The organism is Bordetella genomosp. 12, from assembly GCF_002261355.1.
Classification (GTDB): Bacteria; Pseudomonadota; Gammaproteobacteria; order Burkholderiales; family Burkholderiaceae_B; genus Bordetella.
In genome coordinates this window covers 1,734,271-1,758,491 of record NZ_NEVU01000003.1, presented here as the reverse complement: position 1 = coordinate 1,758,491, position 24,221 = coordinate 1,734,271, and the positions used below count along the sequence as shown (strand labels likewise).

The 24,221-nt window shown below is 65.0% G+C and carries 25 protein-coding genes; 6 read left to right on the top strand and 19 right to left on the bottom strand.

The features are described 5' to 3' along the window. Nucleotides 1–45: 45 nt before the first annotated feature. From CAL22_RS20205 to CAL22_RS20190, 4 genes are all read right to left on the bottom strand, one after another. Nucleotides 46–1,884 (bottom strand): DEAD/DEAH box helicase, encoded by a 1,839-nt coding sequence (locus tag CAL22_RS20205; RefSeq protein ID WP_094816248.1) that lies wholly within the window; start codon nucleotides 1,882–1,884, stop codon nucleotides 46–48. Between the two features lie 227 nt (nucleotides 1,885–2,111). Then, nucleotides 2,112–2,870 (bottom strand): uracil-DNA glycosylase, encoded by a 759-nt coding sequence (locus CAL22_RS20200; RefSeq protein WP_094816246.1) that lies wholly within the window; start codon nucleotides 2,868–2,870, stop codon nucleotides 2,112–2,114. A gap of 22 nt (nucleotides 2,871–2,892) precedes the next feature. Beyond that, nucleotides 2,893–3,555, bottom strand: coding sequence for a 5'-methylthioadenosine/adenosylhomocysteine nucleosidase (locus CAL22_RS20195; RefSeq protein ID WP_244193952.1), 663 nt, complete (start codon nucleotides 3,553–3,555; stop codon nucleotides 2,893–2,895). Between the two features lie 111 nt (nucleotides 3,556–3,666). After that, nucleotides 3,667–4,320: a helix-turn-helix transcriptional regulator gene (locus CAL22_RS20190; protein ID WP_094816826.1), complete on the bottom strand. Its 654-nt coding sequence runs from the start codon at nucleotides 4,318–4,320 to the stop codon at nucleotides 3,667–3,669. A gap of 203 nt (nucleotides 4,321–4,523) precedes the next feature. Here CAL22_RS20190 and CAL22_RS20185 point away from each other — a divergent pair, with 203 nt between their 5' ends. Continuing rightward, nucleotides 4,524–4,955, top strand: coding sequence for a transcriptional repressor (locus tag CAL22_RS20185; RefSeq protein ID WP_094816244.1), 432 nt, complete (start codon nucleotides 4,524–4,526; stop codon nucleotides 4,953–4,955). Next, the gene (locus CAL22_RS20180) at nucleotides 4,952–5,368 is read left to right on the top strand and encodes a hypothetical protein (RefSeq protein ID WP_094816242.1); all 417 of its coding nucleotides are present in this window, start codon (nucleotides 4,952–4,954) and stop codon (nucleotides 5,366–5,368) included. The genes CAL22_RS20185 and CAL22_RS20180 overlap by 4 nt, the downstream gene beginning before the upstream one ends. On the opposite strand, the gene nhaA is transcribed toward CAL22_RS20180, so the two are convergent. The 5 genes from nhaA to CAL22_RS20155 form a co-directional block, all read right to left on the bottom strand. Next, the gene (gene nhaA / locus CAL22_RS20175) at nucleotides 5,330–6,526 is read right to left on the bottom strand and encodes a Na+/H+ antiporter NhaA (RefSeq protein ID WP_094816240.1); all 1,197 of its coding nucleotides are present in this window, start codon (nucleotides 6,524–6,526) and stop codon (nucleotides 5,330–5,332) included. The genes CAL22_RS20180 and nhaA overlap by 39 nt on opposite strands. A gap of 139 nt (nucleotides 6,527–6,665) precedes the next feature. Continuing rightward, complete coding sequence (locus CAL22_RS20170; RefSeq protein ID WP_094816238.1) at nucleotides 6,666–7,130, bottom strand: HIT family protein; 465 nt, start codon at nucleotides 7,128–7,130, stop codon at nucleotides 6,666–6,668. After that, entirely contained in the window at nucleotides 7,127–7,576 is a 450-nt protein-coding gene (locus CAL22_RS20165) for a GNAT family N-acetyltransferase (protein ID WP_094816236.1), read from the bottom strand. Before CAL22_RS20165 ends, CAL22_RS20170 begins: the two co-directional genes overlap by 4 nt. A gap of 34 nt (nucleotides 7,577–7,610) precedes the next feature. Next, nucleotides 7,611–9,077 (bottom strand): polyphosphate:AMP phosphotransferase, encoded by a 1,467-nt coding sequence (pap, locus tag CAL22_RS20160; protein WP_094816235.1) that lies wholly within the window; start codon nucleotides 9,075–9,077, stop codon nucleotides 7,611–7,613. 69 nt (nucleotides 9,078–9,146) lie between these two features. Next, nucleotides 9,147–9,989 carry an MBL fold metallo-hydrolase gene (locus CAL22_RS20155; protein WP_094816233.1) on the bottom strand — a complete coding sequence of 281 codons (843 nt, stop codon included), beginning with the start codon at nucleotides 9,987–9,989 and terminating at the stop codon, nucleotides 9,147–9,149. Nucleotides 9,990–10,067: 78 nt separating this feature from the next. Between CAL22_RS20155 and CAL22_RS20150 the strand changes: the two genes are divergently transcribed. Genes CAL22_RS20150 through CAL22_RS20140 form a run of 3 tightly spaced genes read left to right on the top strand, consistent with a single transcriptional unit; the run spans nucleotide 10,068 to nucleotide 11,264 of the window. Continuing rightward, a complete protein-coding gene (locus CAL22_RS20150; RefSeq protein ID WP_094816232.1) occupies nucleotides 10,068–10,403 on the top strand; it encodes an ArsR/SmtB family transcription factor in 336 nt (111 codons plus the stop codon). Beyond that, a complete protein-coding gene (locus CAL22_RS20145) occupies nucleotides 10,400–10,831 on the top strand; it encodes a YeeE/YedE family protein (RefSeq protein ID WP_094816230.1) in 432 nt (143 codons plus the stop codon). Before CAL22_RS20150 ends, CAL22_RS20145 begins: the two co-directional genes overlap by 4 nt. Nucleotide 10,832: 1 nt before the next feature. After that, nucleotides 10,833–11,264, top strand: coding sequence for a DUF6691 family protein (locus tag CAL22_RS20140; RefSeq protein WP_094816228.1), 432 nt, complete (start codon nucleotides 10,833–10,835; stop codon nucleotides 11,262–11,264). A gap of 46 nt (nucleotides 11,265–11,310) precedes the next feature. On the opposite strand, the gene CAL22_RS20135 is transcribed toward CAL22_RS20140, so the two are convergent. The 7 genes from CAL22_RS20135 to CAL22_RS20105 form a co-directional block, all read right to left on the bottom strand. Then, nucleotides 11,311–12,576 carry a phenylacetate--CoA ligase family protein gene (locus tag CAL22_RS20135; RefSeq protein WP_094816226.1) on the bottom strand — a complete coding sequence of 422 codons (1,266 nt, stop codon included), beginning with the start codon at nucleotides 12,574–12,576 and terminating at the stop codon, nucleotides 11,311–11,313. Nucleotides 12,577–12,606: 30 nt separating this feature from the next. After that, nucleotides 12,607–13,437, bottom strand: coding sequence for an ABC transporter ATP-binding protein (locus tag CAL22_RS20130; protein WP_094816224.1), 831 nt, complete (start codon nucleotides 13,435–13,437; stop codon nucleotides 12,607–12,609). A 55-nt stretch (nucleotides 13,438–13,492) separates the two neighbouring features. Continuing rightward, a complete protein-coding gene (locus tag CAL22_RS20125; protein ID WP_094816222.1) occupies nucleotides 13,493–14,830 on the bottom strand; it encodes an ABC transporter substrate-binding protein in 1,338 nt (445 codons plus the stop codon). A 97-nt stretch (nucleotides 14,831–14,927) separates the two neighbouring features. Then, nucleotides 14,928–15,992: a branched-chain amino acid ABC transporter permease gene (locus tag CAL22_RS20120; RefSeq protein WP_094816220.1), complete on the bottom strand. Its 1,065-nt coding sequence runs from the start codon at nucleotides 15,990–15,992 to the stop codon at nucleotides 14,928–14,930. Nucleotides 15,993–16,012: 20 nt separating this feature from the next. Next, nucleotides 16,013–16,942, bottom strand: coding sequence for a branched-chain amino acid ABC transporter permease (locus CAL22_RS20115; protein WP_094816218.1), 930 nt, complete (start codon nucleotides 16,940–16,942; stop codon nucleotides 16,013–16,015). Nucleotides 16,943–16,958: 16 nt separating this feature from the next. Continuing rightward, entirely contained in the window at nucleotides 16,959–17,759 is an 801-nt protein-coding gene (locus CAL22_RS20110) for an ABC transporter ATP-binding protein (RefSeq protein WP_094816216.1), read from the bottom strand. Between the two features lie 2 nt (nucleotides 17,760–17,761). After that, nucleotides 17,762–19,732, bottom strand: a complete 1,971-nt coding sequence (locus CAL22_RS20105; protein WP_094816214.1) for an AMP-dependent synthetase/ligase — start codon at nucleotides 19,730–19,732, stop codon at nucleotides 17,762–17,764. A gap of 165 nt (nucleotides 19,733–19,897) precedes the next feature. Between CAL22_RS20105 and CAL22_RS20100 the strand changes: the two genes are divergently transcribed. Continuing rightward, entirely contained in the window at nucleotides 19,898–20,596 is a 699-nt protein-coding gene (locus CAL22_RS20100) for a Crp/Fnr family transcriptional regulator (protein WP_094816212.1), read from the top strand. A gap of 47 nt (nucleotides 20,597–20,643) precedes the next feature. Here the strand turns inward: CAL22_RS20100 and CAL22_RS20095 are convergent, their stop codons facing one another. From CAL22_RS20095 to CAL22_RS20085, 3 genes are read right to left on the bottom strand one after another with little or no spacing between them, the layout of a single operon-like run. Continuing rightward, on the bottom strand, nucleotides 20,644–21,366 hold the full coding sequence (locus CAL22_RS20095; RefSeq protein ID WP_094816210.1) for an ABC transporter ATP-binding protein: 723 nt from the start codon (nucleotides 21,364–21,366) through the stop codon (nucleotides 20,644–20,646). 18 nt (nucleotides 21,367–21,384) lie between these two features. After that, entirely contained in the window at nucleotides 21,385–23,307 is a 1,923-nt protein-coding gene (locus CAL22_RS20090; RefSeq protein ID WP_094816209.1) for a branched-chain amino acid ABC transporter ATP-binding protein/permease, read from the bottom strand. 5 nt (nucleotides 23,308–23,312) lie between these two features. Then, nucleotides 23,313–24,188: a branched-chain amino acid ABC transporter permease gene (locus tag CAL22_RS20085; RefSeq protein ID WP_094816207.1), complete on the bottom strand. Its 876-nt coding sequence runs from the start codon at nucleotides 24,186–24,188 to the stop codon at nucleotides 23,313–23,315. Nucleotides 24,189–24,221 lie beyond the last annotated feature (33 nt).

The window sequence follows — 24,221 nt, the reverse complement described above, 5'->3', positions numbered from 1 at the left end:
AAAAACCGGGCCCGATAAGGGCCCGGTTTTCATGACTGCGGGTGCTTAGCCGCGGCGGTCGCCGGCGGGTTTGCCGAAACGCTTGCCCCCCGGGGCGGCGCGCTTGTCGAAGCTGCGCGGCTGGGCACGATCGCCGAAGTCACGCTGCGGGCGGTCGCCGAAGCTGCGCTGCGGACGGTCGCCGGCATCGCGCTGGGGGCGGTCGCCGAAGCTGCGTTGCGGGCGGTCACCGAAGTCGCGCTGCGGGCGATCGCCGAAGGGGCGCTGGGGGCGGTCGCCGAAATCGCGCTGGGGGCGATCACCGAAGCTGCGCTGGGGCCGGTCGCCAAAGCTGCGCTGCGGACGGTCGCCGGCATCGCGTTGGGGACGGTCGCCGAAGGGGCGCTGCGGGCGGTCACCGAAGTCGCGCTGGGGGCGGTCGCCGAAGCTGCGCTGGGGACGGTCACCGAAGTCACGCTGGGGGCGGTCGCCGAAGCTGCGCTGGGGACGATCACCGAAGTCGCGCTGGGGACGGTCGCCGAAGCTGCGCTGCGGGCGGTCGCCGAAGTCGCGTTGGGGACGATCACCAAAGCTGCGCTGGGGACGATCACCGAAATCCCGTTGCGGACGGTCGCCCTGAGGACGGTCGCCTTGCGGACGGTCACCGAAGCGGCGCTCGCCAGGACGCTTGTTGCCGCCGAAGCGCGGGCCGCTGCTGGGACGCGCGGTGCGCTGGGGTTCCAGGCCGGCAATGGTTTCGGGCGTGATGGTCTGGCCGATGTAATGCTCGATACGGCGGACCTTGTGGCGCTCGGAGTGCACGGCCAGCGTGTAGGCCAGGCCGTCGCGGCCAGCACGGCCGGTACGGCCGATGCGGTGCACGTAGTCTTCGGCCTGCAGCGGCAGGTCGAAGTTCACGGCGTGGCTGATGCCCTGGACGTCGATACCGCGGGCAGCCACGTCGGTGGCCACCAGCACACGGACCTGGCCGCGTTGCAGTTGGGTCAGGGTGCGGGTGCGTTGGCGTTGGTTCATGTCGCCATGCAGGGCAGCGGCGGCAAAGCCTTGTTCGGCCAGGCGGTCGGCCAGGTCATCGGCGCCGCGCTTGGTGGCGGTGAAGACGATGGCCTGATCCAGGCGCGTGTCGCGCAGCAGGTGATCCAGCAGACGCAGCTTGTGCGAGGAGTCGTCGGCGTACAGCAGGCTTTGCGTGATGTTGGCGTGCTTGTCGCGGTGGCCGGCGATTTCGATGCGCTCGGGTGCGCGCATCATCTTTTCGGCCAGGCGAGCGACGCTGCCGTCCAGCGTGGCCGAGAACAGCAGGGTCTGGCGGCTTTCCGGCAGGCGTTCGATGATGGTTTCGATATCTTCGATGAAGCCCATGTCCAGCATGCGGTCGGCTTCGTCGAGCACCAGGGTGTGGACGGTGTTCAGCTTGACGCGGCCAGCCTTGAGGTGGTCGATCAGGCGGCCCGGCGTGGCCACGAGCACGTCAACGCGGCGCGACAGCGCCTTGAGCTGGGCGCCGTAAGGCACGCCGCCGACCACGGTGGTGGCGCGCAGGCCGGGCAGATTGGCGCCATAGGCCGTCGTGGCGTCGGCCACTTGCAGGGCCAGTTCGCGAGTCGGGGTCAGCACCAGGATCTGCACGCCCACGCCCTTGTTGGGCGACATGCCGGCAACGCGGTTCAGGGCCGGCAGCATGAAGGCGGCGGTCTTGCCGCTACCCGTCTGCGAGGACACCATGAGGTCAGCGCCAGCCAGGGCACGCGGAATCGCGGCGGCCTGCACAGGGGTGGGCTCGGTGAAACCAGCGGTTTGCAGGGCGGAGAGAATGCTGGGCGACAAGCCCAAGTCTTCGAAAGACATAACTTTTCCTTGCCGCACAGGGCGGCGCAGATGCATGGGCAGCGGGCAGCATGAATCAGCCCCGGGACCAGGCAACGGTTGATGGAAGCATCGTGCCGACCGAATCAACCGTGCGCGTAATGCAGGCAACCAGTAACGGCCTGCGGGGCGAAAGGAAAGAGGTCAGGAATCGATGAAGTTCGGCATGGGGCCCGTTACGGGCATCGACTGCATAGCGCCTTGAGGCGAGGAAAAATGCCGAATCTATTGGTGCAGTGCGGCGATCATAACCCAAATTCCGCTTGCTTGGGGTTTTTTTTGAAAGTTACCGTCCAGTCAATCAGGGTTTGACCTTGTTTTTGCAGCCAGTCATTGGTCAGGCGGAAGTGGCCGCAACCGATGAAGGGCGCCGGCGGACGCGTGGCCGACAGCGGCGAGGGATGGTTGGCGGTCAGCACGAGATGGGGGTGTCCGGCAGGCAAAAGCCCCGCCTTGGCCTGGGCGTGGGCGCCCCAGAGCAGGAAAGCCTTGGGAGCGGGGTCTTCGGCCACGCGGGTGAAGAGCGCGTCGGTGACGGTTTCCCAGCCCTTTTTGGCATGCGAGCCGGGCTGGCCGTCTTCGACTGTCAGCGAGGTGTTTAAAAGCAACACTCCCTGATCGACCCAGGCGCTCAGGTCGTGGCCCGGCGTGCCCGTCAGCGCGTAGTCGCGCCCGATTTCCTTGAACATATTGCGCAAGCTGGGCGGGCACTTGCAGTCTTCGGGCACCGAGAAGGCCAGGCCCTGCGCCTGGCCAGGGCCGTGGTAGGGATCCTGGCCGAGGATCACGACGCGCACGGCCGAGGGCGCAAGCGCTTCGAGCGCGCGCAGCGGCGTGGCCGGATAGACGGTGGCGCCTTCGGCCAGCCGGGCCTCCACATGCCCGATGATGCTCTCCAGCGCCAGCGCCACGCGCGGCTTGGCCAGTGCCTGGGCCCAATCGGCGGGCAGGCCGGCCGCCTGGGCGGCCAGAGTATGAGGAAGCAAGCGATTGTCGATAGCCATGGCGGCGATTGTGGCACAAGCCTCAGGCCGGCTGCGGCCGCGATTGCAGATAGCGGCGCAGGATGCCGCTGGAATAGACGCTGGCGACTTCGCGCAGAAACTGCAGGAAATCGATGTCGGCATGCGAATCGGCATGGTCGGAGATGGTGCGCAGCAGGGCCCAGGGCACGCCGAACTCATGACAGATCTGGGCCACGGCGGCGCCTTCCATTTCGACGCACAAGGCATCGGGCAGGCTGGCGCGCAGATCGCGGCCGGTATCGGCGTCGCCGACGAAGCGGTCTCCGGTGGCGATCAGGCCGCAATGCACGCGGCTTTGCCGGCCTTGCACGAAGTGCGCGGCGCACGCGGCCAGTTGCTGGCTCAGGGCAGGGTCTGCCTGCAGCCGCGTCACGCCCAAGAGCGGGATTTCGTAGCGGGCAAAGAGCGGCCGGGCGTCCATATCGTGCTGCAGCGCCTGGTTGCCGATCACGACGTCGCCGACGTTGACCTCGGCATGGATGCCGCCGGCCACGCCGGTGAAAATGACCTGTTCGACGTCAAAGCGCTGCAGCAGCGTGGCCGTGGTGGCCGCCGCGGCGACTTTGCCCACGCGGGTCAGTGCGATTACGCATTCGTGGCCGTGCAGCCGGCCGTGATGGTAGTCACGCATGCCGATGCGATGCAGTCTGGCGCCCGGCTCCATGGCGGCGATGAGGTCTCGGATTTCGTCGGCCAGGGCGGCCAGAATGCCTATAGCGATGATGCTCTCCTTCGGTTCCGGGGCAGAGCATAGCCATGCTGGCCATTCTTTGCATCAGCCGCTGGAGACGTAGCGGCTGGGCGTGACGCCGAACTGCTCGCGGAAAATGCCGATGAAAGCGCTGATGCTTTCATAGCCGACGGCCAGGGCCACCTGCGTGACGGCTTCGCCTTGAGCCAGCAGCTCCAGCGCGCGCAGCATGCGCGCCTGCACGCGCCATTGCCCCAGCGTTACGCCCGTTTCGGCGCGAAACCGCCGCATGAGCGTGCGCTCGGACATATTGCAGGCGCGCGCCCAGGCGTCGATGCCGCGCCCATCGTCGGGCGCGGCCAGCAAGGCGTAGGCGAGGTTGAGCAGGCGTTCGTCGTGCGGCAGCGGCAGCGACAGACGCTCGGTTTCGAGCAGGCCCAGCTCCGCGATCATGACCTCGAACAGGCGGTGCGCATGGCTGTCGGCCAGCGCAACGCCTTGCGTGAGCCGCACAAACAGCGCCTCGATGAGGGCCGTGGCGCGCCAACTGCAAGACAGCGCCGGCAGCGTGGCGCAAGCGTGCGCCCGCACGAACATGGCGGTGCCGCGCGCACGCCCGAACCAGCGCGCCTGCACTTGCACGCCAGGCGGGATCCAGGCCAGCAGGCCCGGCGTCAGGGAGCTGAATGCCCCGCCGCTGTGCAGCACCATCTGCCCTTCCTGCACCAGCAGAAACATCCCGTCGATATGGGAGTGCGGCAGCACTTCCATGCCCTGCGGCTGGCGTTCGCTCAGGAGCTGATGGGATTCGAGCAGCCATTGCGGATCGGCGGGCAATGGCAGGTTGGCAGTTTTGCGCAAGTTGTTGACGGCTTTTCGTTAGTGCTCGGTGATGAAAATGTACATCATTCTCATTGTGTTGGTTTTCTCGGGAGAATCGGATGGACCAGACACCGTTGCAGGGCGCCGGCATGAAAGCGACCTATCCGCGGCTGAAGATCCTGGATATGTTTCAGCGCTATCCGGAGCGCCATATGAGTGCCGCCGATGTCTATCGGCAATTGCTGGGCGAACAGGTCGACATCGGCCTGGCGACGGTCTATCGCGTGCTGGGCCAGTTGGCGCATGCCGGCTTGCTGGCGCGCAACCAGTTCGACGCGCAGACCAGTGTGTTCGAGCTGGCCGCCAAGGGCCGCCATGATCATCTCGTGTGCACCGGGTGCGGCGCCGTGGCCGAGACCAGCGGCGCGAGCATCGCCGGGCAGGCCGCGCGCATCGCCGAACGCCACGGTTTCACGTTGCAAAGCTACAGCCTGGCGCTCTACGGACGCTGTACGAGCTGCCGCAAGGCGATCAAAGGAGTGTTCGAATGAATCCCGCGCTTTTTCAATACCACGATCTGTCGCAGTTTCCGCTGGTGCTGACCCGTCATCTCGGCGCGCCGCAAGGGTATGCCCAAGCCTGGATTGCGGAGATGGAGCAATTGATGGCCAGCCCCGAGCCTTTCGTGCTGGTGACCCAGGATCTGGGCGCGCCGATCGCGCATGAGGATCGCAAACAGATGGTGCAGTGGCAAACCGAAAACATGCACCGCATCCGGCAGGCCAGCCGTGGTTATGTGGCCGTCAAGCCGGATATCTCGGGTTATGAGCGCGCCAGCAAGCAAGCCGAGAAAATGACGCGCGCCTTTGACTTCCCGTTCGTGGTGGTGGGCAGCATGGTCGAGGCGCGCCAGGCGGCGCACCGCCTAATGGCCGGCCTGGATGCGCACGGCGCGGCGGCTTGATCTGAGCAGCAGATAGCCGGCCAGGGCCGAGCACACGGTGCCCGCCAGCACCCCGATCTTGGTGGCATCTCTGGCGGCCTGGCTGTCGAAGGCCAGCGCGCCGATGAACAGACTCATGGTAAAGCCGATGCCGCATAGCAAGGCCACGCCGTAGAGCTGCAGATAGCTGGCCTGGCGCGGCAGGCTGGCGATGCCCAGGCGGATGGCCAGCCAGGCAAAGCCGAATACGCCCAGCTGCTTGCCCAGAAACAGGCCGGCGGCGATCCCCAGCGGGACGGGGGCGGTCAGGGCGTCCAGTCCCAACCCCTGAAACGACACCCCGGCGTTGGCAAAGCCGAAGAGGGGAAGCACGAGCAGGGCGACCGGCCGATGCAGGGCATGCTCGAGCCGGTGCAGCGGGGACGCCGCGCCGTGGCGGCGCAAGGGGATGGTCAGCGCCAGGGCCACGCCGGCCAGCGTGGCATGCACGCCCGATTTCAGCACGAAAAACCACAGCAGCACACCCAGGGCGAGATAGGGCAGTACGCTCAATACGCCCAGGCGGTTGAGAATGATCAGGCACAGCAGCAGCGCGCCGGCCATCGCCAGCGCAAAGTGGTTGAGATCGGCGGTATAGAAGAAGGCGATGATGAGGATGGCGCCCAGGTCATCCAGAATGGCCAGCGCGGTGAGAAAAATCTTCAGCGAGGTGGGCACCCGGCTGCCCAACAACGCCAGGATGCCCAGTGCGAAGGCGATGTCGGTGGCCGCGGGGATCGCCCAGCCTCGCAGCCCCGCCGGATTGCCGGCATTGATGGCCAGATAGATCAGGGCCGGGACCAGCATGCCGCCTGCCGCCGCCACGCCCGGCAGCACCACGCGCGCCGCGCCGCGCAATTGGCCGTCGAGGATTTCGCGTTTGATCTCCAGCCCGACCAGCAAGAAGAAAACCGCCATCAGGCCGTCGTTGATCCAATGCTGCACGGTTTCGCGCAACATGACCGGGCCGATATGAAAGCCCAGCTTGATGCCCAGCCAGTCGAAGTAGTTGCCGGCCCAGGCCGAGTTGGCCAGCCCGAGCGCCAGCAGGGCGGCCAGCATCAGGATGTAGCCGCCCAGGGCTTCGGAAGCAAGAAACGCCTGCAGAAAGGAGGGGGAACGCGGGTGGGACTGAGGCACGGCGGCGGAGTCAAATGAAAAAGGCGGCCTGCCAGGGCCACCTTCGGGTCAGCGGATCATGAGCTGAATTTTAGCTGAACAAGTCAGACGGAATGAGAGGCCGCGCCAAATGGGATGGGTTTACCTGTGCGCGGCGCCGTCAGTGCCAGAGCAGCGCGTTCATGACCTCGGTCACGCGGTCCCGGTAACGCTGCACCCGCGCCTGGATCGCTTGCTGGCGGGCCAGGAAAGCCTCCGGCTCCTGGCCGGCGGCAAAGCGCGGCGCCGCCCAGACCGCATTGGGGAAATGGCGATCTTCGCGCCAGCGCGGGATCACGTGCCAATGCAGATGGGGCACCATGTTGCCCAGTGCCGCAAGGTTGATCTTGTCCGGCGCGAGGGTGTCTCGTTGCGCCTGTTCTATGGCATAGACCGCGCGCATGATCAGATCGCGGCCATGCAAGGAAAGACTGGTCATCTCAGGCAGGTGCGCATTCCAGATGACACGGGTAAAGCCCGGGTAGTCTGACTCCTGCGCATCGATGATGCGCAGGTGCGGGCCTTGCCAGAGCAGCTCGCCGCCCGTGGTCTGGCACAGCGGGCAATGCGGGTCGCGCGTGCTCAAGCCATCACCTTGCGATACTGAATGAAGCCCGGGCGGTCCGCGATGCGGTCATAGAGCTGGATGGCGGTGTGATTGGTTTCGTGCGTGAGCCAGTACACGCGCGCCGCGTTGTTGGCCTCGGCGTCGCGGTACACATGTTCGATCAGCGCGCGGCCGGCGCCTTTGCCACGGACGTCCTGCGCCACGAAGAGGTCCTGCAGATAGACGTAGTCGCCCGCCGTCCAGGTGGAGCGATGGTAGATCCAATGCACCACGCCGATGGCGCGGCCCTGGTCGTAGGCGAGCGCGGCGTGCATGGGCTGGGCCGGGTCCAGCAAGCGTTCCCAGGTCAGGCGGGTCACCGCCTCTTCGATGCTGACGTTGTAGAAGGCCTGGTAGCCCTTCCATAGCGGCAGCCAGACGTCGAAGTCGGCCTGGGAGACGGGACGGATATCTAGCGTGCTCATGGGTGTCTTTTCCTTTGGGGCCGGGGGGTTGGGGCTAGACGTGCTGTTCGAGGGTTTCGACGATATGGCGCAGCACCTGCAGGCGCGCATAGCGTTTGTCGTTGGCGGGTATCGGATACCAGGGCGCATGCGGCAGGTCGGTGCGCGCCAGCATTTCGTTGGCGGCCTGGGCATATTCCTGCCATTTCTTGCGGTTGCGCCAATCGTCAGGGGTGATTTTGTAGCGTTTGAAGGGTGTTTTCTCGCGTTCCTGGAACCGCTCGAGCTGCACGTCTTCGGTGATGGCCATCCAGAACTTGATCACGATGGCGCCATTGTCGGTGAGCTGGCGCTCGAAATCGTTGATCTCCGCATAGGCGCGGCGCCACAGGCCCGGCGGCGTCAGTTTTTCGACCCGCTCGACCAACACCCGGCCATACCAGCTGCGATCGAAGATGGCGATGCGGTTCTGGCGCGGGACGTGACGCCAGAAGCGCCACAGATAAGGCCGGGCCAGTTCGTGGGCCAGCGGCGCGGCGATGGGCGTGATGTCATATTGCCGGGCGTCGAGCGCCTGCACCACGCGTTGGATGGCGCCGCCCTTGCCGGCCGCGTCCTGTCCTTCGAAGGCCAGGATGAGCGAACGCTCGCGGAATTTCTCGCTGCGCACGGCGCGCGCCAGGCGGCCTTGCAGCAGGCCCAGCTCGCTGTCGTAGTCATGTTTGTCTTCGCGCGCCGCGTAGTCGAGGTCGCCCAGGCGGTCGGCCACCGGGCCCAGGCGGGGGCGGTCCAGACCGGCATGCGCGACCAGCGGGATGGCGCGTCGTTTCATGGTGGCCAGCACCGTCTCGGCGGTGCGAACCACGCGCAGATGATCATCGGCGCTGGGGATGACCACCCAGGGGGCATGATCGGCGTCGGTATGCGCCAGCGCGATGTGCGCGGCGTCGCACAGACGGTCGTACTTTTTGGCCACCCGGTAATCATCGGGCGAGACCTGCCAGGAGGTTTCCGGACTGGCTTTCAGGCGCTTGAGGCGCTCGGTCTGCGCCTTGGCCGACAGGTGATACCAGAGTTTGACGATCTGCACGCCTTCGGTGGTGAGCATGCCTTCGAAGCGGCGGATCTGCGCGGCCAGCGCTTCGATGCGCTCCGGGCTGGATTTTTTGCGATAGCACTCACGCAGCAGGCGGACATACCAGGAACCGAACACGATGCCCGTCTCACCCTTGGCCGGCATGGCGTTCCAGTAGCGCCAATAGGGCGGAAACTCGGCTTCGATGTCATCCGGCTCGCCGAAGGCCAGGGTGTGGATGTGGCGCGGATCCATCCAATCATTGAGCAGGTTGATGGTCTGCCCCTTGCCGGCGCCATCGATGCCGGCCACGACGATCAGCAAGGTCCGGTCGGCGCGGTTGAGCCGGTCGTATTGGGCCTTGAGCAAAGCCGTGCGCAACTGGCGTTCGCGCGCCTTGAAATCCTCTTTGGAGAGGACGGGGTCGGCCTGCGCTTCCATGAACATGTTTCCGGCTCCGGTCTGACTATCGACCGGTCGATGTTGCGGGATATTGCCGGCCCGCGCAAGGCCTGCCTAGAGCCGGTTCAAGGGGATCTTGAGGTAGCGCACGCCGTTGTCCTCGGGCTCGGGCAGTTCGCTGGCGCGGATGTTGACCTGGATGGCGGGCAGGATCAGGGTCGGCATGGCCAGCGTGGCATCGCGCTTTTCGCGCATGGCGACGAACTCGGCCTCGCTGATGCCCTCGCGCACATGGATATTGCCGGCGCGTTGCGCGGCCACGGTGGTCTGCCAGGCCGGCGCGCGCCCGGCGGGCGGATAGTCATGGCACATGAACAGGCGCGTGGCGGGTGGCAAGGCCAGCAGCCGCTGGATGGAGCGGTAGAGCTGGGCCGCATCGCCGCCGGGGAAATCGCAGCGCGCCGTGCCGACGTCGGGCATGAAGAGCGTATCGCCGACAAACACCGCGTCGCCGATCTGATAGGCCATGTCGGCCGGCGTATGGCCTGGCACATGCAGGGCGCGGGCCTGCAGGCGGCCGATGGTGAAAACCTCGTCGGGTGCAAACAAATGGTCGAACTGGCTGCCATCGGCCTGGAGCGCCAGATTGAAAATGGGCTTGAAGGCCCGCTGCACCTCGCGGATCGGCCGGCCGATGGCCAGTTTGCCGCCCAGCTGGCCTTGCAGGTGGCGCGCCGCCGACAGGTGATCGGCATGCGCATGCGTCTCCAGTATCCACTGGCAGCGCAGGCCGGCTGCCTGGACGAAGGCCGCGATGGCATCCGCGCCGGCCGTGCTGGTGCGCCCGGACTTCGGGTCATAGTCCAGCACCGGATCGATCACGGCGCATGCATGCCCGTCATGCACGACGTAGCTGATGGTGCCGGTCGTGGGGTCGTAAAAAGCTTGGAGTTGCATGGCGGCTCCCGGCAAAACAGATAATCTACTCAATGATATTCTATAAAAACATAGATCAATGGACCGCACGCCCCTGCCATGCCCGCTACTGTCATCGATATGGATCTGCCGGCCTTGCGGGCCTCGGCCGACCATTGCTGCGCGCTGTTGAAAGCGCTGGCCAATACCGATCGCCTGCTGCTGCTGTGCCAACTGGTCGAAGGCGAGCTGAACGTGGGCCAGCTCGAAGCGCGCACCGGCATACGGCAGCCGACCCTGTCGCAGCAATTGGCGGTGCTGCGCGACGAAGGGCTGGTAGCCACCCGGCGCGCGGGCAAATATATTTACTACAGCATGGCCAGCGCCGAAGGCCGGCAGGTCATGCACACCCTTTCCGGCCTGTATTGCGGCCAGGCCCAGGAGCGAACGCAATGAGCATTGCATGGCAATCCTTCACGCCCGGCAGCGCCCTGGCCGGCGGTGTGTTGATCGGCGTGGGCGCCGCGTTGCTGATGGCCACCCTGGGCCGCATCGCGGGCGTCAGCGGCATCCTGGGCGCGCTGGTGCCGCCGGCAGCGGGTTCGGCCTGGCGGGTAGCATTCCTCGGCGGCCTGGTGCTGGCGCCCTGGATCTACGGCCTGTTTGCCGAGCAGGCCGCGCCGCGTTTTATCTCCAGCACACCCTGGCTGATTCTCGCCGGGCTGCTGGTCGGTTTCGGCACGCGGCTGGGATCGGGCTGCACCACCGGGCATGGCGTGTGCGGGCTGGCGCGCGGCGCACCGCGCTCGGTCGCCGCGGTGCTGGTCTTCATGCTGACCGCCATGGCGGTGGTTGCGATCGTGCGCTACCTGGCGGGGAACTGATATGCACTTGGTCTTTGCGTGCGTGTGCGGCCTGCTGATGGGCTTGGGTCTGGTCTTGTCCGGGCTGACCAATCCGGCCAAGGTACTGGCGTTTCTGGATATCGGCGGGCAGTGGGATCCCTCCCTCCTCCTGGTGTTCGCCGCGGCGATTGCCGTCACGGCGCCGCTTTATGCCCGGCTCAAACGTCGCGGCAGGACGCTGACGGCCGGCGCGCCGCTGCAATGGCCGACCGCCTGGAAGATCGACAAGCGTTTGCTGGCTGGCGCCCTGATCTTCGGATTGGGCTGGGGGCTGGCGGGCATGAGCCCGGTCTCGGCGGTTCTGAACGCCGCCCAGGGTTACGAAGATGCCCTGACGTTCGCGCTGGCGATGCTGGTCGGCATGGGGGCGTTCTCGTTCTGGCAGAAGCCGACTTCCGACCGGCATCGCTGAGGGCAGTTGCGGTGCGCACGCCCGGCCGGGCGCGCGCACGTCCGTCTCAGTCGTAGGTGCGCAGATCTTCGATCACTTTGCCGTCGTTGGGCAGGCCGCCGGGCTCGGCGCGCACGATGTCGGCGCGCAATTTGGTGATGTCGCGCACCGATTCGGTCAGGCGCCGCGACACCTCGGGGGCAAGGTGCGCCGCTTCGACATGCAGCACCATCTGCTCGGCGCCCGTCGTGCCGGAGATCACCAGCCGGGCGCGCCCCAGTTCAGGGTGGCGGCGCAAGACCTCGGCGACTTGGGAGGGGTGGACGAACATGCCGCGCACCTTGGTCGTCTGATCGGCGCGTCCCAACCAACCCCGGATGCGGGTATTGCTGCGGCCGCACGGTGAGGCGCCGGGCAGTATTGCCGAGAGGTCGCCCGTGCCGAAGCGCACCAGCGGATAGTCGGGATTCAGGGTGGTGATGACCACTTCGCCGACCTCACCCTCGGGCACCGGCTCGCCCGTGCCGGGACGCACGATTTCCAGAATCAGGTCTTCGCCCAGGACCAGGCCTTCACGTGCGCTCGTTTCGAAGGCGATCATGCCCAGATCCGCGCTGCCATAGGCCTGATAGCCGGCAATGCCGCGCGCGGCCAGCCACTCGCGTAGGGAGGGCGGAAAGGCTTCACCCGAGACCAGGGCGCGCTTGAGCGAGGTCAGCGGCAGGCCCAGTTCGTCGGCTTTCTCCAGGATGATCTTCAGGAAGCTGGGCGTGCCGGTGTAACCCGAAGGCGCCAGATCGCGGATGGCGTGAACCTGCTGCTCGGTCTGCCCGGTGCCGCCGGGAAACACCGTGCAGCCCACGGCATGCGCGGCCGTCTCCATCATGGAGCCGGCGGGCGTGAAGTGATAGGAGAAGCAGTTGTAGGCCAGTTCGCCGGCGCGAAAGCCCGCGGCGTAGAGGGCGCGGGCAAAACGCCAATAATCCGGCCTTGCGGTTTCCGGCTCATAAATGGGGCCGGGCGAGGCAAACACGCGCACTGCCTGGCCCCAGCCCACGGCGGCGAAGCCGCCCAGGCTTTTCTGCGCGTTGTCGGGGCCGGCGCTGGCGCGGCGTTGCTGCTGCAGTTCCAGCAGTTCGTGCTTGCGCAGCACGGGCAGCTCGGCCAGGGCCTGACGGCTGTTGATGCGCGCGGCGTCCACCCCTTGCAACTGCGCCGCGATGGCAGGCGCGCGCGCCTGCGCGTGGGCGATCGCACCTGGCAGGGCTTGCATCAGGGCACGTTCGCGCGCGGCAGGCTCGCGGGTTTCCAGGGTATCGAAAAACTGGGACATGGGTTGGCACCCTTGCTGTAGGGAATCGGATCAGGCCAGCCAACGCTTGCGGCGGCGATAAAACTTCTGGTCGCGGAAACTCTTGCGCTCTCCGCTGGAGATGCCGAGGTAGAACTCTTTGACGTCTTCGTTCTGTGCCAGGTCGCTGGCCGCGCCGTCCATCATGACGCGGCCGTTCTCCAGGATGTAGCCGTAATCGGCATAGCGCAGCGCGATATTGGTGTTCTGTTCGGCCAGCAGAAAGCTCACGGCTTCGCGCTGGTTCAGGTCGCGCACGATCTCGAAGATTTCCTCGACGATCTGCGGCGCCAGCCCCATGGAGGGTTCGTCCAGCAGGATCATGTTGGGGCTGGCCATCAGCGCGCGTCCGATGGCGGTCATCTGCTGCTCGCCGCCGGAGGTGTAGCCCGCCTGGCTGCCGCGCCGTTGTTTGAGCCGCGGGAAGTACTGATAAACGCGTTCGAGGGCCGCGTTGACATCCGCGCGGGACAGATCGCGCGTGTAGGCGCCAGTCAGCAGGTTTTCTTCGATGGTCAGATGGGCGAAGCAGTGGCGGCCCTCCATGACCTGCACCACGCCGCGTTTGACCAGCTCGGCGGGGGACAGCCGTTCGATGCGTTCGTCGCGGTACTGGATATAGCCTTTGGTGACATCGCCGCGCTCGCCCTTGAGCAGGTTGGAGACGGCACGCAAGGTGGTGGTCTTGCCGGCGCCATTGGCGCCCAGCAAGGCCACGATCTTGCCTTCCGGCACGCGCAGCGATACGCCCTTGAGCACCAGGATGACGTGGTTGTAGATGACTTCGATGCCATTGACATCGAGCAGCACTTTGGTCGGCGGAGGGGAAGAAGCGACAGTCATGGCAGTTCCTGCGGGATAAGAAAGGCCGCCGGCCTGAACCGGCGGCCGGTGCTCATCAGTCTTCGCACTTGCGCGGCGTGATTTTCTTCTCCTGGGCGTACTTGGCGGCGCCTTCCTTGACCAGCGGGTCCACCAGCGCCTTGTCGGCCTGGTACCAGTCGGAGACGACGTTGAACTTCTTGCCATCCCACTGCACGATGCGGGCCCAGTCATCGCCCATATGGTTGCTGCAGCTGGTCTTGACCGGGCGCATGATCTCGCCGAAGCCCAGCTCGTTCAGACGCTCCTGCGTCAGGTTCAGATGCTCGAAGCCCCAACGCACCTGTTCGGGCGTGAGGGTCTTGCCCTTGCCGAACTTTTCCTGCGCGGTGCGGATGGCCTCGACCTGCAGCATCGAGATCATCATGCCGCGCGTGTGCGCGATGGTGCCCAGGGTGGTGTTGCCGGATTTGTCGGCGCCCTGGCCCTTGTCATAGACGTACTTTTTGAGATCGTCGTAGACCTTGCCGCTGCCGGCGCTGTTGTGGATGGTGATGGCGTTATAGCCCTTGGCCACGTCGCCCAGATCCTTGACGTCCCCCTCGGAGCCGGCCCACCAGATGGCGTACATCTTGTCGCGCGGATAGCCGCTGGCCTGCGCTTCGCGGATGGCCGTGGGCGTCATGATGCCGGCGCTCCAGAGCAGCACATAATTGGGGCGCTGCTGGCGGATCTGCAGCCACGTGGATTTCTGTTCCACGCCGGGCGCGGTCACCGGGTAGAGCAGCAGCTCGAATCCCTCTTTGGCGGCGCGCTTTTGCAGCAGCTGGATGGGTTCCTTGCCATAGGGCGAGTCGTGATAGACCAGGGCGATCTTCTTGCCCTTGAGCTTGTCCATGCCGCCTTCTTTCTTGGCGATGTCCTGGATCATCACGTCGGCTGCCGTCCAGTAGGTGCCCAGCAGCGGGAAGTTCCATTCGAAGACGCTGCCGTCGACCGACTGCGACAAGCCATATCCCACGGTTTCGACCGGCACTTTGTCCACCATGGCCTTGTCGGTCACGGCGAAGGTAATACCGGTGGACTGCGAGTCGAAGCCCGAGGCGCCGGTGCCTTTGTTCTTCAGCCGTTCGTAGCACTCCACGCCGCGATCGGTGGCATAGGCGGTTTCACATTCTTCATAGGCGATTTTCACGCCATTGACGCCGCCGTCGCGCTCGTTGACCAGCTTGAGATAGTCCAGCTTGCCGTCGGCCCAGGGGATGCCCAGCGGCGCGAACGAGCCGGTGCGGTAGACCAGCAGCGGCACGAACTGCTCCTCGGCGGCCGCCGCGGGCGTGGCGAGGGCGCTGAGCGCGCCGGTGGCGGCCATCAGGGTGGCGGCCAATTTCAGGTTAAGACGCTTCATCTCCATTTACCTCCTGCGTGGTGCTTGCTATCGAACACCGGGGTTGGCCCGGTCTGCAGCCGGGTTGTGTAAAAAAGCACGGGCCGGGTGGGCCCGCGCCATTTCAATGCGGGAACGGCCAGATACGCAGCTTTTCCTTGCCTATGCTCCACAGACGCGCCAGACCATGCGGCTCGGCGATCAGGAAGAACACGATGAGCGCGCCAAACACCATGTGTTCGACGTGGGCGGCCGTGTCCACCGACAGCGACAGCCCGAAGAGATGGGGGATATTGGTCAGGGCCACGGGTACCAGCACGATGAATGCCGCGCCGAAAAAGCTGCCCAGGATCGAGCCCAGCCCGCCGATGATGATCATGAACAGCAGCTGGAAAGAGCGGCTCAGGTCGAAGGCCAGCGGCTCCCAGGAGCCCAGATGGATGTAGCCCCAGAGCGCGCCGGCCACGCCGACGATGAACGAGCTGACCGCGAAGGCCGACAGCTTGGCGTACATGGGGCGGATACCGATCACCGCGGCGGCCACGTCCATGTCGCGGATGGCCATCCATTGGCGTCCGATGGCGCCGCGCACGAGGTTTTTCGCCAGCAGCGTGAAGACCACGACCAGGATGAGCACGAACAGGTACTTCTGCAGGGCACTTTGCACCGGCAGGCCGAAGGCCGTGAGGGGCGGGACCGAAACGTTGCCCGAGGAGGAGTAGTTGGTGAAGTAGGGGATGCGCAGAAAGGCCCAGTCCACGAAGAACTGCGCGGCCAGCGTGGCCACGGCCAGATACAGCCCGCGAATGCGCAGGCTGGGGATGCCGAAGATCACGCCCACCAGGGTGGCGAAGCCCCCGCCGATCAGAATCTGCAGCAGCAGCGGAGACCCGGGAAAGCGGACTCCGATGTTCCAGGCCGCATAGGCGCCCACGGCCATGAAGGCCCCCGTTCCGAGCGAGATCTGGCCGCAATAGCCCACGAGAATATTCAGGCCCACCGCCGCCAGGGCGAGGATGAGAAAAGGAATGAGGATGGCGCGCATCAGATAGTCGCTGGCCAGCAGCGGCACCGCCACGAAGGCGACCGCCATCAGCAGGCCGAACACGATACGGTCCTGCCGGATGGGGAATATCTGTTGATCGGCGCGATAGCTGGTCTTGAACTGGCCGTTTTCGCGGTAGAACATGGTGTCTCCAATCCAGGGTGCTAGACCCGGTCGATGATTTTTTCGCCGAACAATCCTTGCGGACGGAACAGCAGGAAGACCAGTGCCAACACGTAGGCAAACCAGATTTCAATGCCTCCGCCGACCAGCGAACCCAGATAGACCTCCGACAGCTTCTCGCCCACGCCGATGATCAGGCCGCCCAGAATGGCGCCCGGCACCGACGTCAACCCGCCCAGGATCACCACGGGCAAGGCCCGTAGCGCGGCCGTCGACAGCGTGAACTGCACCCCGAATTTCGAACCCCAGATGATGCCGGCCACCAGCGCGACCAGTCCCGCGACGCTCCAGACGATGACCCAGATGCGATTGAGCGGAATGCCGATCGATTGCGCGGCCTGGTGGTCGTCGGCCACCGCGCGCAGCGCCCGGCCCGTGGACGTGAACTGGAAGAACAGGGCCAGCGCGGCGACCAGCAGCGCGGCGATGAGCGCGGCGGTCAGATCCTCCAGGTTGATGAGCACGCCGCCCTCGAAGACCGAGTCGAGCACCAGCCAGGGCTCTTTGGGCATGCCCACATTGATGGAGTAGACGGAACTGCCGAAGGTGATCTGTCCCAGGCCGTCGAGAAAGTAGCTGATGCCCAGCGTGGCCATGAGCAAGGTCGTCAGGTCCTGATTGACGAGATGGCGCAGCACCAGCCGCTCGATCACCACCGCCAGCAGGAACATGACCGCCGCGCTGACGATAAAGGCCAGCACATTGGCCAGCAGCAGATTGTCAAAGCCCAGCCAGCGCGGTATCCACTCGGAAAAGCGCGCCATCGACAGGGCGGCCACCAGCACCATGGCGCCCTGGGCAAAGTTGAAGACGCCCGACGCCTTGAAGATGAGCACAAAGCCCAGGCCGATGAGCGAGTACATCATCCCGCTCATCAGGCCGCCCAGAAAGGTTTCCAGAAAGAATCCCATTTTGTATCCCGTCCCTTCAGCCGTGGTCCACGCCGAGATAGGCGCGGATCACATCAGGATTGCCCCGCACTTCGTCGGGTGTGCCATCGCCGATCTTCTTGCCGTAGTCCAGCACCACGACGCGATCGGAAATATCCATCACCACGCCCATATCGTGCTCGATCAGCACGATGGTGGTGCCGAATTCATCGTTCACATCGAGGATGAAGCGGCTCATGTCCTGCTTCTCCTCGATATTCATGCCGGCCATCGGTTCATCGAGCAGCAACAGGCGCGGCTCCATGGCCAGCGCCCGGCCCAGGTCGACGCGCTTTTGCAGGCCATAGGGCAGACGGCCGACAGGCACTTTGCGATAGGCCTGGATTTCCAGGAAGTCGATGATGTTCTCGACGAACTTGCGGTGCGCGATCTCCTCGCGTTCGGCCGGCCCCAGGCGCAGCGCCTGCGACAGCAGCCCGCACTTCATGCGCAGGTTGCGGCCGGTCATGATGTTGTCCAGGACGCTCATGCCCTTGAACAGCGCGAGGTTCTGGAAGGTGCGGGCGATGCCCATCTCGGCCGCGCGGCGCGGATTCATGCGCGAGAAGCGTTCGCCGCGCAGCGTGATGCTGCCTTGCTGCGGGGTGTAGACGCCGTTGATGACATTGAGCATGGAGCTCTTGCCCGCGCCATTGGGCCCGATGATGGCGCGGATCTCGTGCTCGCGCACGTTAAAGGAGATATCCGTGAGCGCTTTGACGCCGCCGAAAGACAGCGAGATGTTCTGCATGTCCAGCAGGACGTCGCCGATCTGCTGGTCGCGGGGAGAGGTGCTCATGATCAAGCGGCCTTGGCGGTGATGGCGGGATAAGTCTTGGCCGGGCTGATGCGCAGGTCGGCAGAAATGCTGCCGCTGCGACCGTCCTCGAACTTGACCTCGGTTTCGATGAACTGACTGTCCTTGCCGCTGTACAGGGCGTCGATCAGTACGCCGTACTTCTGCGCGATGAAGGCGCGCCGCACTTTGCGGGTGCGCGTGAGTTCGTCATCGTCCGGATCCAGCTCCTTGTGCAGAATGAGAAAGCGGTGGATCTGGGAGGCGGCCAGGCGCGGATCGTGGGCCAGGTCGGCATTGACCTTTTCCAGGCACTCGCGGATCAGGGCGTAGACCTCGTCCTTGCCCGCCAGGTCGGTATAGCCCGCATAAGCCAGTCCACGCCGCTCGGCCCAGTTGCCGACGGCCTCGAGGTCGATATTGATGAAGGCGCAGGCCTGATCGCGGTCCGCGCCGAAGGCCACGGCTTCCTTGATATGCGGGAAGAACTTGAGCTTGTTCTCGATGTACTTGGGAGCGAAGAGGCTGCCGTCGGCCAACTTGCCCACGTCCTTGGCGCGATCGATGATCTTCAATTGGCCATCGCCGTCCAGATAGCCGGCGTCGCCGGTGCGAAACCACCCCTCGGCATCGCGCGCTTCTTGCGTGGCGGCCGGGTTGCGGTAGTACTCCTTGAACAGCCCAGGGCTTTTGACCAGGATCTCGCCGTTGTCGGCCACGCGAATCTGGACGCCCTCGACCGGCGGCCCCACGGTGTCGTCGCGCACCTGACCGTCGGGTTGCACACAGACAAAGACCGAGGTCTCCGTCGAACCATACAGTTGCTTGAGGTTGATGCCGATGGAGCGATAGAACACGAACAGATCCGGCCCGATGGCCTCGCCCGCGGTATAGGCCACGCGCACCCGGCTCATCCCCAAGGCATTGCGCAGGGGGCCGTAGATCATCAGGTCGCCCAATCGGTAGCGCAGCGCGTCCCAGGCCGATACCGCTTCGCCGTCGAGAATGCGCGCGCCTACCCGGCGGGCAAGATTCATGCAGGCTTGAAACAGCTTGCGTTTGATCAGCCCGGCGTCTTCCATGCGGATCATCACATGGGTCAGCAGCCCTTCGAGCACACGCGGCGGCGCGAAGTAGTAGGTCGGGCCGATGTCGCGCATGTCGATAGCCACCGTATCGGGCGACTCCGGATGGTTGACCGTAAAACCGGACACCAGCAGCTGCGTGTACGAGAACATGTTCTGGCCGATCCAGGCGGGCGGCAGATAGGCCAGCACATCTTCCTGGTCGGTCAGCGCCTCCATCCGGGCCACGGCTTGCGCGCGGTCGATGAGGGCGTGATGGGTGAGCACCACGCCCTTGGGTTTGCCCGTGGTGCCCGAGGTATAGAACATCGCCGCGGTGTCTTGGGGCTGCACGGCACGGGCAGCTTGCAGATAGAAGTCCGGATGGGCTTGCGCATGGCGGCGGCCCGCGTCTTCCAGCGCCTCGTAGGACTGCAACATGTCATCGTGATAGTGGCGCATGCCGCGCGGGTCGTCGTAGACCACCGTTTTGAGATCCGGGCATTGCGCGCGTACCTCGAGCATCTTGTCGACCTGCTCCTGGTCTTCGACGACCACCACGCTGATCTGCGCGTCCTGCAGAACGTAGACCATCTCTTGAGCCACGGCGTCCTGGTAGAGCGGCACCGGAATGGCCCCAAGGGCCTGAGCGGCCATCATGGCGATGTAAAGACGCGGCCGGTTTTCGCCGATGACCGCGATGTGTTTGCCCGGGCCGATGCCCTGGTCGGCCAGGCCATGAGCGAACAGGCGCACGCGCTCGGCCACTTCGGCCCAGGTCAGGGTTTGCCAGATACCCAGATCTTTTTCGCGGATGGCGGGGCGCGTTGGGCGCACGCTGGCGTGTTCGAGCAGAAGCGCGGGGAAAGTCTGCGCTACCACCGGTCGCGCCGGGGGCTGGGGATGTGCCACGTTGTCTCCTCCGGTTTGGGCGGATACGGGTAGCCTGGTGAGCTAGATATCCCGGCGTGCGCTTGACCAGTTCGTTTTAGATTTACGGCAGGACTTAAGGTATAAGGTTGGGTCGCCTCCAACTGTCACCATCACGACATTCAAGGTTTATTTAGGGTATTCCCGATGCAGCTAGCTGATTCGCTACACCTTGCCGCAGCCTGGTTCCGCGTGCTCGACAGCGAACAGCGCGCGCGTGTCGAGCGCGACATCTCGGTGCAGCATGCCTTGGCTGGCACGATCATAGAGCGCAAAGGTCAACTCGCCCAGGCATGGATAGGCGTGTTGTCCGGCCTGGTGAAAGTGTCGGTCGGTAATGCCGAGGGCAAGGTGGCGTCCTTGACCGGCGTGCCCGCAGGCGGCTGGATCGGTGAGGGATCGTTGCTCAAGCGCGAAGTGCGCAAATACGACGTGGTGGCCCTGCGCGACTCCGTGGTGGCGCGCCTGCCCGCGGCGACCTTCGAGTGGTTGCTCGACACCAGCATTCCGTTCAATCGCTATTTGCTGCATCAGCTCAATGAGCGTGTGGCGCAGTTCATTGGCAAGGCCGAGCATGACCGCCTGCTCGATCCGGACGCGCGCGTGGCGCGTTGCCTGGCCGAGCTGTTCAATCCCTTGCTCTACCCGGGCATGGGCATGCGCCTGACGATCACGCAGGAAGAGGTGGGCTATCTGGCGCGCGTCTCGCGCCAGCGCGCCAACCAGGCCTTGCGCAAACTCGAAGAGGCCGGCCTGCTCAAAGTGGAGTATGGCGCGGTGCGCGTCATGGATCTCGACGGCCTCAAGCGCTATGGCGCCGATGGCGCGGCGCTGGACGAAGACTGACGCGGCCGCGCGCCGCAGGCTTGCGGCGCGCTATGCCATGTCAGCAGTCAGTGCCCGCCGCCCAGATACGCGGCGACCACGGCCGGGTCATGCTTGAGCTGCTCGGCCGGCCCGTGTACCGAGATGCGACCGTTTTCCAGCACATAGCCGTAGTCGGCCACGTTGAGCGCCGCCGCGGCGAACTGTTCGACGAGCAGCATCGTCACGCCCTGTTCCTTGAGGCGGGCGATGATGCGAAACACTTCTTCGACCAGAATCGGCGCCAGCCCCATGGACGGCTCGTCCAGCAGCACGAGCTGCGGGTTGAGCATGATGGCGCGCGCCATGGCCAGCATTTGCTGCTCGCCGCCTGACAGGGTGCCGGCCAGCTGATCGCGCCGCTCTTTGAGGCGCGGAAACAGATCCATTGCCCGCGCCAGATCGGCCTGCACATCGCCGCGCGGGCGGCTGCCGGTCAGGCGCGGAAAAGCGCCGAGCAGCAAGTTGTCGGTGACCGACAGCGTCGGAAAGACGCGTCGCCCTTCGGGCGAGTGCGCCAGTCCCATGCGCGCGATGCGAAAGGACTCCTGACCGGCGATCGATCGGCCGTCGAGCGTGATCTCGCCGGCCGACGGCCGGATCATGCCCGACAGGGCGCGCATGGTGGTGGTCTTGCCGGCGCCATTGGAGCCGATCAGGGTGACGACCTTGGCCTTGGGGACATCCAGGCTGATGCCGTGCAGCACCTTGACCTTGCCGTAGCCCGCTTCGAGATTCTTCACAGTAAGCATAGGGGTGTCTCCGGGGCGTCAGGCGGTCGCGCCGCCCAGATAGGCTTCGATGACTTTGGCGTTCTGCTGGATCTCGGCAGGCAGGCCTTCGGCGATCTTCTGCCCGAAGTCCAGCACCGATACCGTGTCGCACACGCTCATGACCACGTCCATGTGATGCTCGATCAGGATGAGGGTGATGCCGTGGTCGCGCACTTTGCGGATAATGACCAGCAGCTCGGCGATGTCCGGGGCGGTCAGGCCTGCGGCCGGCTCATCGAGCAGCAGCAGTTGCGGGTCGAGCGCCAGCGCACGGGCGATCTCCAGCAGACGTTGCTTGCCATAGGGCAGGTTGCGCGCCTCTTCGCCGGCATAATCGGCCAGGCCAACGAACTCCAGCAGCGCCAGGGCCCGGGCGCGCGCCTGTTGTTCTTCGTTTTTCCAGCGCGGGGTGCGCAGCGCGATATTGCCCAGGCCGGTCGTGAAGCTGTGATGCAGCCCCACCAGCACGTTCTCCAGCGCCGTCATCTCGCCAAAGAGCTGCACGTTCTGGAAGGTTCGCGCCACGCCGTTGGCCGCAATCTCGGCCGGCGTCAGGCCCACCAGCGAGCGGCCTGCAAACGTGACGCTGCCGGCCGTGGGCACATAGATGCCCGTGAGCACGTTCATCATGGTGCTCTTGCCCGACCCATTCGGGCCGATCAGGCCGTGGATGGTGCCGCGCTTGACGGTAAGGTCGACGTTGTTCAGCGCCTTCAAGCCCCCGAACTGCATCAGGATGCTTTGCGCCTGCAGCAGCGTTTCGGCCGGCCCGGCCGCCGCCGTCGGGACGGCGTCGGCGCGGTCGGCCAGTTCCGAGCGGACCGACAGCGCTTTGCGGCGTGTGGAGAAGAACAGGTTGCGCACGAAACCCACGATGCCGTCTGGCAGGTAATAGACGACAAACAGAATCATCACGCCGAAAATGCTCAAGCGCCAGTCGGTGACGACGTCCAGCCAGTAGGCGAACACCGCCAGGGCGATGGTGCCCACCACCGGCACGGCGACACGGCGCGCCTCGGTCTTGCCCCGCGCCACGGCCAGCGCGCTGCCCGCGGCCACCAGAATGGCGACGGCCAGGGCGATGAGGCGGAAGGTGTCGATGTCATCCAGCATCTTGGGCAGCAGCACGATGATGGAGGCGCCCAGAATGGCGCCGGTGCGCGTCTTGCGCCCGCCCATGATGATGGCCAGCAAAAACAGGATGGTCAGTTCGAAGTTATAGGTGTTGGGCGAGATGTACTGTTCGGAGTAGGAGTACAGCGCGCCGGCCAGGCCGGCAAAGCCGGCGCTGATGACGAAGGCGATGACCTTGTGGCGATAGACTGATACGCCCATGCAGTCCGACGCGATGGGGCTGTCACGCAGCGCTTCGAAAGAGCGCCCCAGATGCGACTTCAGGATGCGGTGCACCACGATGAGAGACAACACCAGCAGCAGGGCGACGAGCCAGAAGTACTCCTGTTTGTTCAGGATGTGGCTGCCGAAGGCCGGTTTGTTGATCTTGATGCCCATCGGCCCTTCGGTCAGGAAGGTCATCTCATTGATGAGAATCTGGATGATGGTCCCGAAGGCCAGGGTCACCATGGCCAGATACGGGCCCGTCACGCGCAGCGCGGGCAGCGCCAGCACCGCCCCGAAAGCGGCCGCGATGATGATGGCCGCGGGCAGGGTGATCCAGATCGGCATCTGCAGATGGAAGACCAGCACGCCGGCGACGTAAGAGCCGATGCCGAACAGGCCGGCATGGCCCAGGGAGACCTGCCCGGTGTAACCCACCACGATATCGAGCCCGAACAACAGGATCGAGTAAATCATGATGGTTTCGATGAGGTGCAGATAATAGGTGTTGGTCACGCCCAGCGGAATGGCCGCCAGGCAGGCCAGGGCCACGAGGGCCAGGACTCGGTGCAGAGGTTTCATCGGCTTTACACCTTCTTGATCGCGGTCTTGCCGAACAGGCCGGCGGGTTTGAAGGTCAGCACCAGGAGCAGGAGCACGAGGCCGGGAACGTCCTTGTAGCCGGTCGAAAGATAGAAGCCGGTGGTGGTTTCGGCGATGCCCAGGATGAGCCCGCCGACGACGACGCCCATGCCGCTGGACAGCCCGCCGATGATGGCTACCGCAAAGGCTTTCAGGCCCAGCACGGCACCCATGGTGGCGCCGGTCAGCGTCAGCGGAGCGACCAGCACGCCGGCGAAGGCGGCGGTCAGCGAGGACATGGCATAGGAAAACGTGATGACCAGACCGGTGCTGATCCCCATCAGGCCGGCGGCGTCACGGTCATTGGACGTGGCCACGAAGGCTTTGCCATAGATGGATTTGCGGTTGAACAGCTCGACCAGCAACATCATGGCCAGCGCGCCGAAGACCACCAGCAGTTCCATGGGCAGCAAATTGGCGCCCAGGATCTTCAGCGGGGCTTCCGGCAGCGGCGAAGGAAAGCGCAGATCGTCGCGGCCCCAGACATTCTCGGCCACGTTGCGAAAGATGATGCCCAGCGCGATGGTGGCCATGATCCAGCCGAACTCGGAGCGCGTCTTGATCGCCGGACGCACGCCGACCCGCTCGACGAACATGCCCTGCAGAAAGCCGAAGACGCAGACGATGGGAATCATGACCCAATAATTCACGCCCAGACCGACGAGGGTCAGACCGACCAGCGCGCCCAGCATCAGGGCCTCCCCCTGGCCGAAGTTCAGCGTGCCCGATGTGGCGAACGTGAGCTGATATCCGAACGCTATGACGGCATAGATCATGCCCAGCGCGATACCGCTATAGATAAGCTGTAGAAGAATCATCATGTATGCGCAGTGAGAGTCCCGGCCCGCGCGCCG

Excerpts from the sequence above, each read along its gene's own strand:
- CAL22_RS20205 (WP_094816248.1), bottom strand. The coding sequence starts at position 1,884 with ATGCATCTGCGCCGCCCTGTGCGGCAAGGAAAAGTTATGTCTTTCGAA.
- CAL22_RS20200 (WP_094816246.1), bottom strand. The coding sequence starts at position 2,870 with ATGGCTATCGACAATCGCTTGCTTCCTCATACTCTGGCCGCCCAGGCG.
- CAL22_RS20195 (WP_244193952.1), bottom strand. The coding sequence starts at position 3,555 with ATGGAGCCGGGCGCCAGACTGCATCGCATCGGCATGCGTGACTACCAT.
- CAL22_RS20190 (WP_094816826.1), bottom strand. The coding sequence starts at position 4,320 with ATGTTTCTGCTGGTGCAGGAAGGGCAGATGGTGCTGCACAGCGGCGGG.
- CAL22_RS20185 (WP_094816244.1), top strand. The coding sequence starts at position 4,524 with ATGGACCAGACACCGTTGCAGGGCGCCGGCATGAAAGCGACCTATCCG.
- CAL22_RS20180 (WP_094816242.1), top strand. The coding sequence starts at position 4,952 with ATGAATCCCGCGCTTTTTCAATACCACGATCTGTCGCAGTTTCCGCTG.
- CAL22_RS20165 (WP_094816236.1), bottom strand. The coding sequence starts at position 7,576 with ATGAGCACGCTAGATATCCGTCCCGTCTCCCAGGCCGACTTCGACGTC.
- pap (WP_094816235.1), bottom strand. The coding sequence starts at position 9,077 with ATGTTCATGGAAGCGCAGGCCGACCCCGTCCTCTCCAAAGAGGATTTC.
- CAL22_RS20155 (WP_094816233.1), bottom strand. The coding sequence starts at position 9,989 with ATGCAACTCCAAGCTTTTTACGACCCCACGACCGGCACCATCAGCTAC.
- CAL22_RS20150 (WP_094816232.1), top strand. The coding sequence starts at position 10,068 with ATGCCCGCTACTGTCATCGATATGGATCTGCCGGCCTTGCGGGCCTCG.
- CAL22_RS20145 (WP_094816230.1), top strand. The coding sequence starts at position 10,400 with ATGAGCATTGCATGGCAATCCTTCACGCCCGGCAGCGCCCTGGCCGGC.
- CAL22_RS20140 (WP_094816228.1), top strand. The coding sequence starts at position 10,833 with ATGCACTTGGTCTTTGCGTGCGTGTGCGGCCTGCTGATGGGCTTGGGT.
- CAL22_RS20135 (WP_094816226.1), bottom strand. The coding sequence starts at position 12,576 with ATGTCCCAGTTTTTCGATACCCTGGAAACCCGCGAGCCTGCCGCGCGC.
- CAL22_RS20130 (WP_094816224.1), bottom strand. The coding sequence starts at position 13,437 with ATGACTGTCGCTTCTTCCCCTCCGCCGACCAAAGTGCTGCTCGATGTC.
- CAL22_RS20125 (WP_094816222.1), bottom strand. The coding sequence starts at position 14,830 with ATGGAGATGAAGCGTCTTAACCTGAAATTGGCCGCCACCCTGATGGCC.
- CAL22_RS20120 (WP_094816220.1), bottom strand. The coding sequence starts at position 15,992 with ATGTTCTACCGCGAAAACGGCCAGTTCAAGACCAGCTATCGCGCCGAT.
- CAL22_RS20115 (WP_094816218.1), bottom strand. The coding sequence starts at position 16,942 with ATGGGATTCTTTCTGGAAACCTTTCTGGGCGGCCTGATGAGCGGGATG.
- CAL22_RS20110 (WP_094816216.1), bottom strand. The coding sequence starts at position 17,759 with ATGAGCACCTCTCCCCGCGACCAGCAGATCGGCGACGTCCTGCTGGAC.
- CAL22_RS20100 (WP_094816212.1), top strand. The coding sequence starts at position 19,898 with ATGCAGCTAGCTGATTCGCTACACCTTGCCGCAGCCTGGTTCCGCGTG.
- CAL22_RS20095 (WP_094816210.1), bottom strand. The coding sequence starts at position 21,366 with ATGCTTACTGTGAAGAATCTCGAAGCGGGCTACGGCAAGGTCAAGGTG.
- CAL22_RS20090 (WP_094816209.1), bottom strand. The coding sequence starts at position 23,307 with ATGAAACCTCTGCACCGAGTCCTGGCCCTCGTGGCCCTGGCCTGCCTG.
- CAL22_RS20085 (WP_094816207.1), bottom strand. The coding sequence starts at position 24,188 with ATGATGATTCTTCTACAGCTTATCTATAGCGGTATCGCGCTGGGCATG.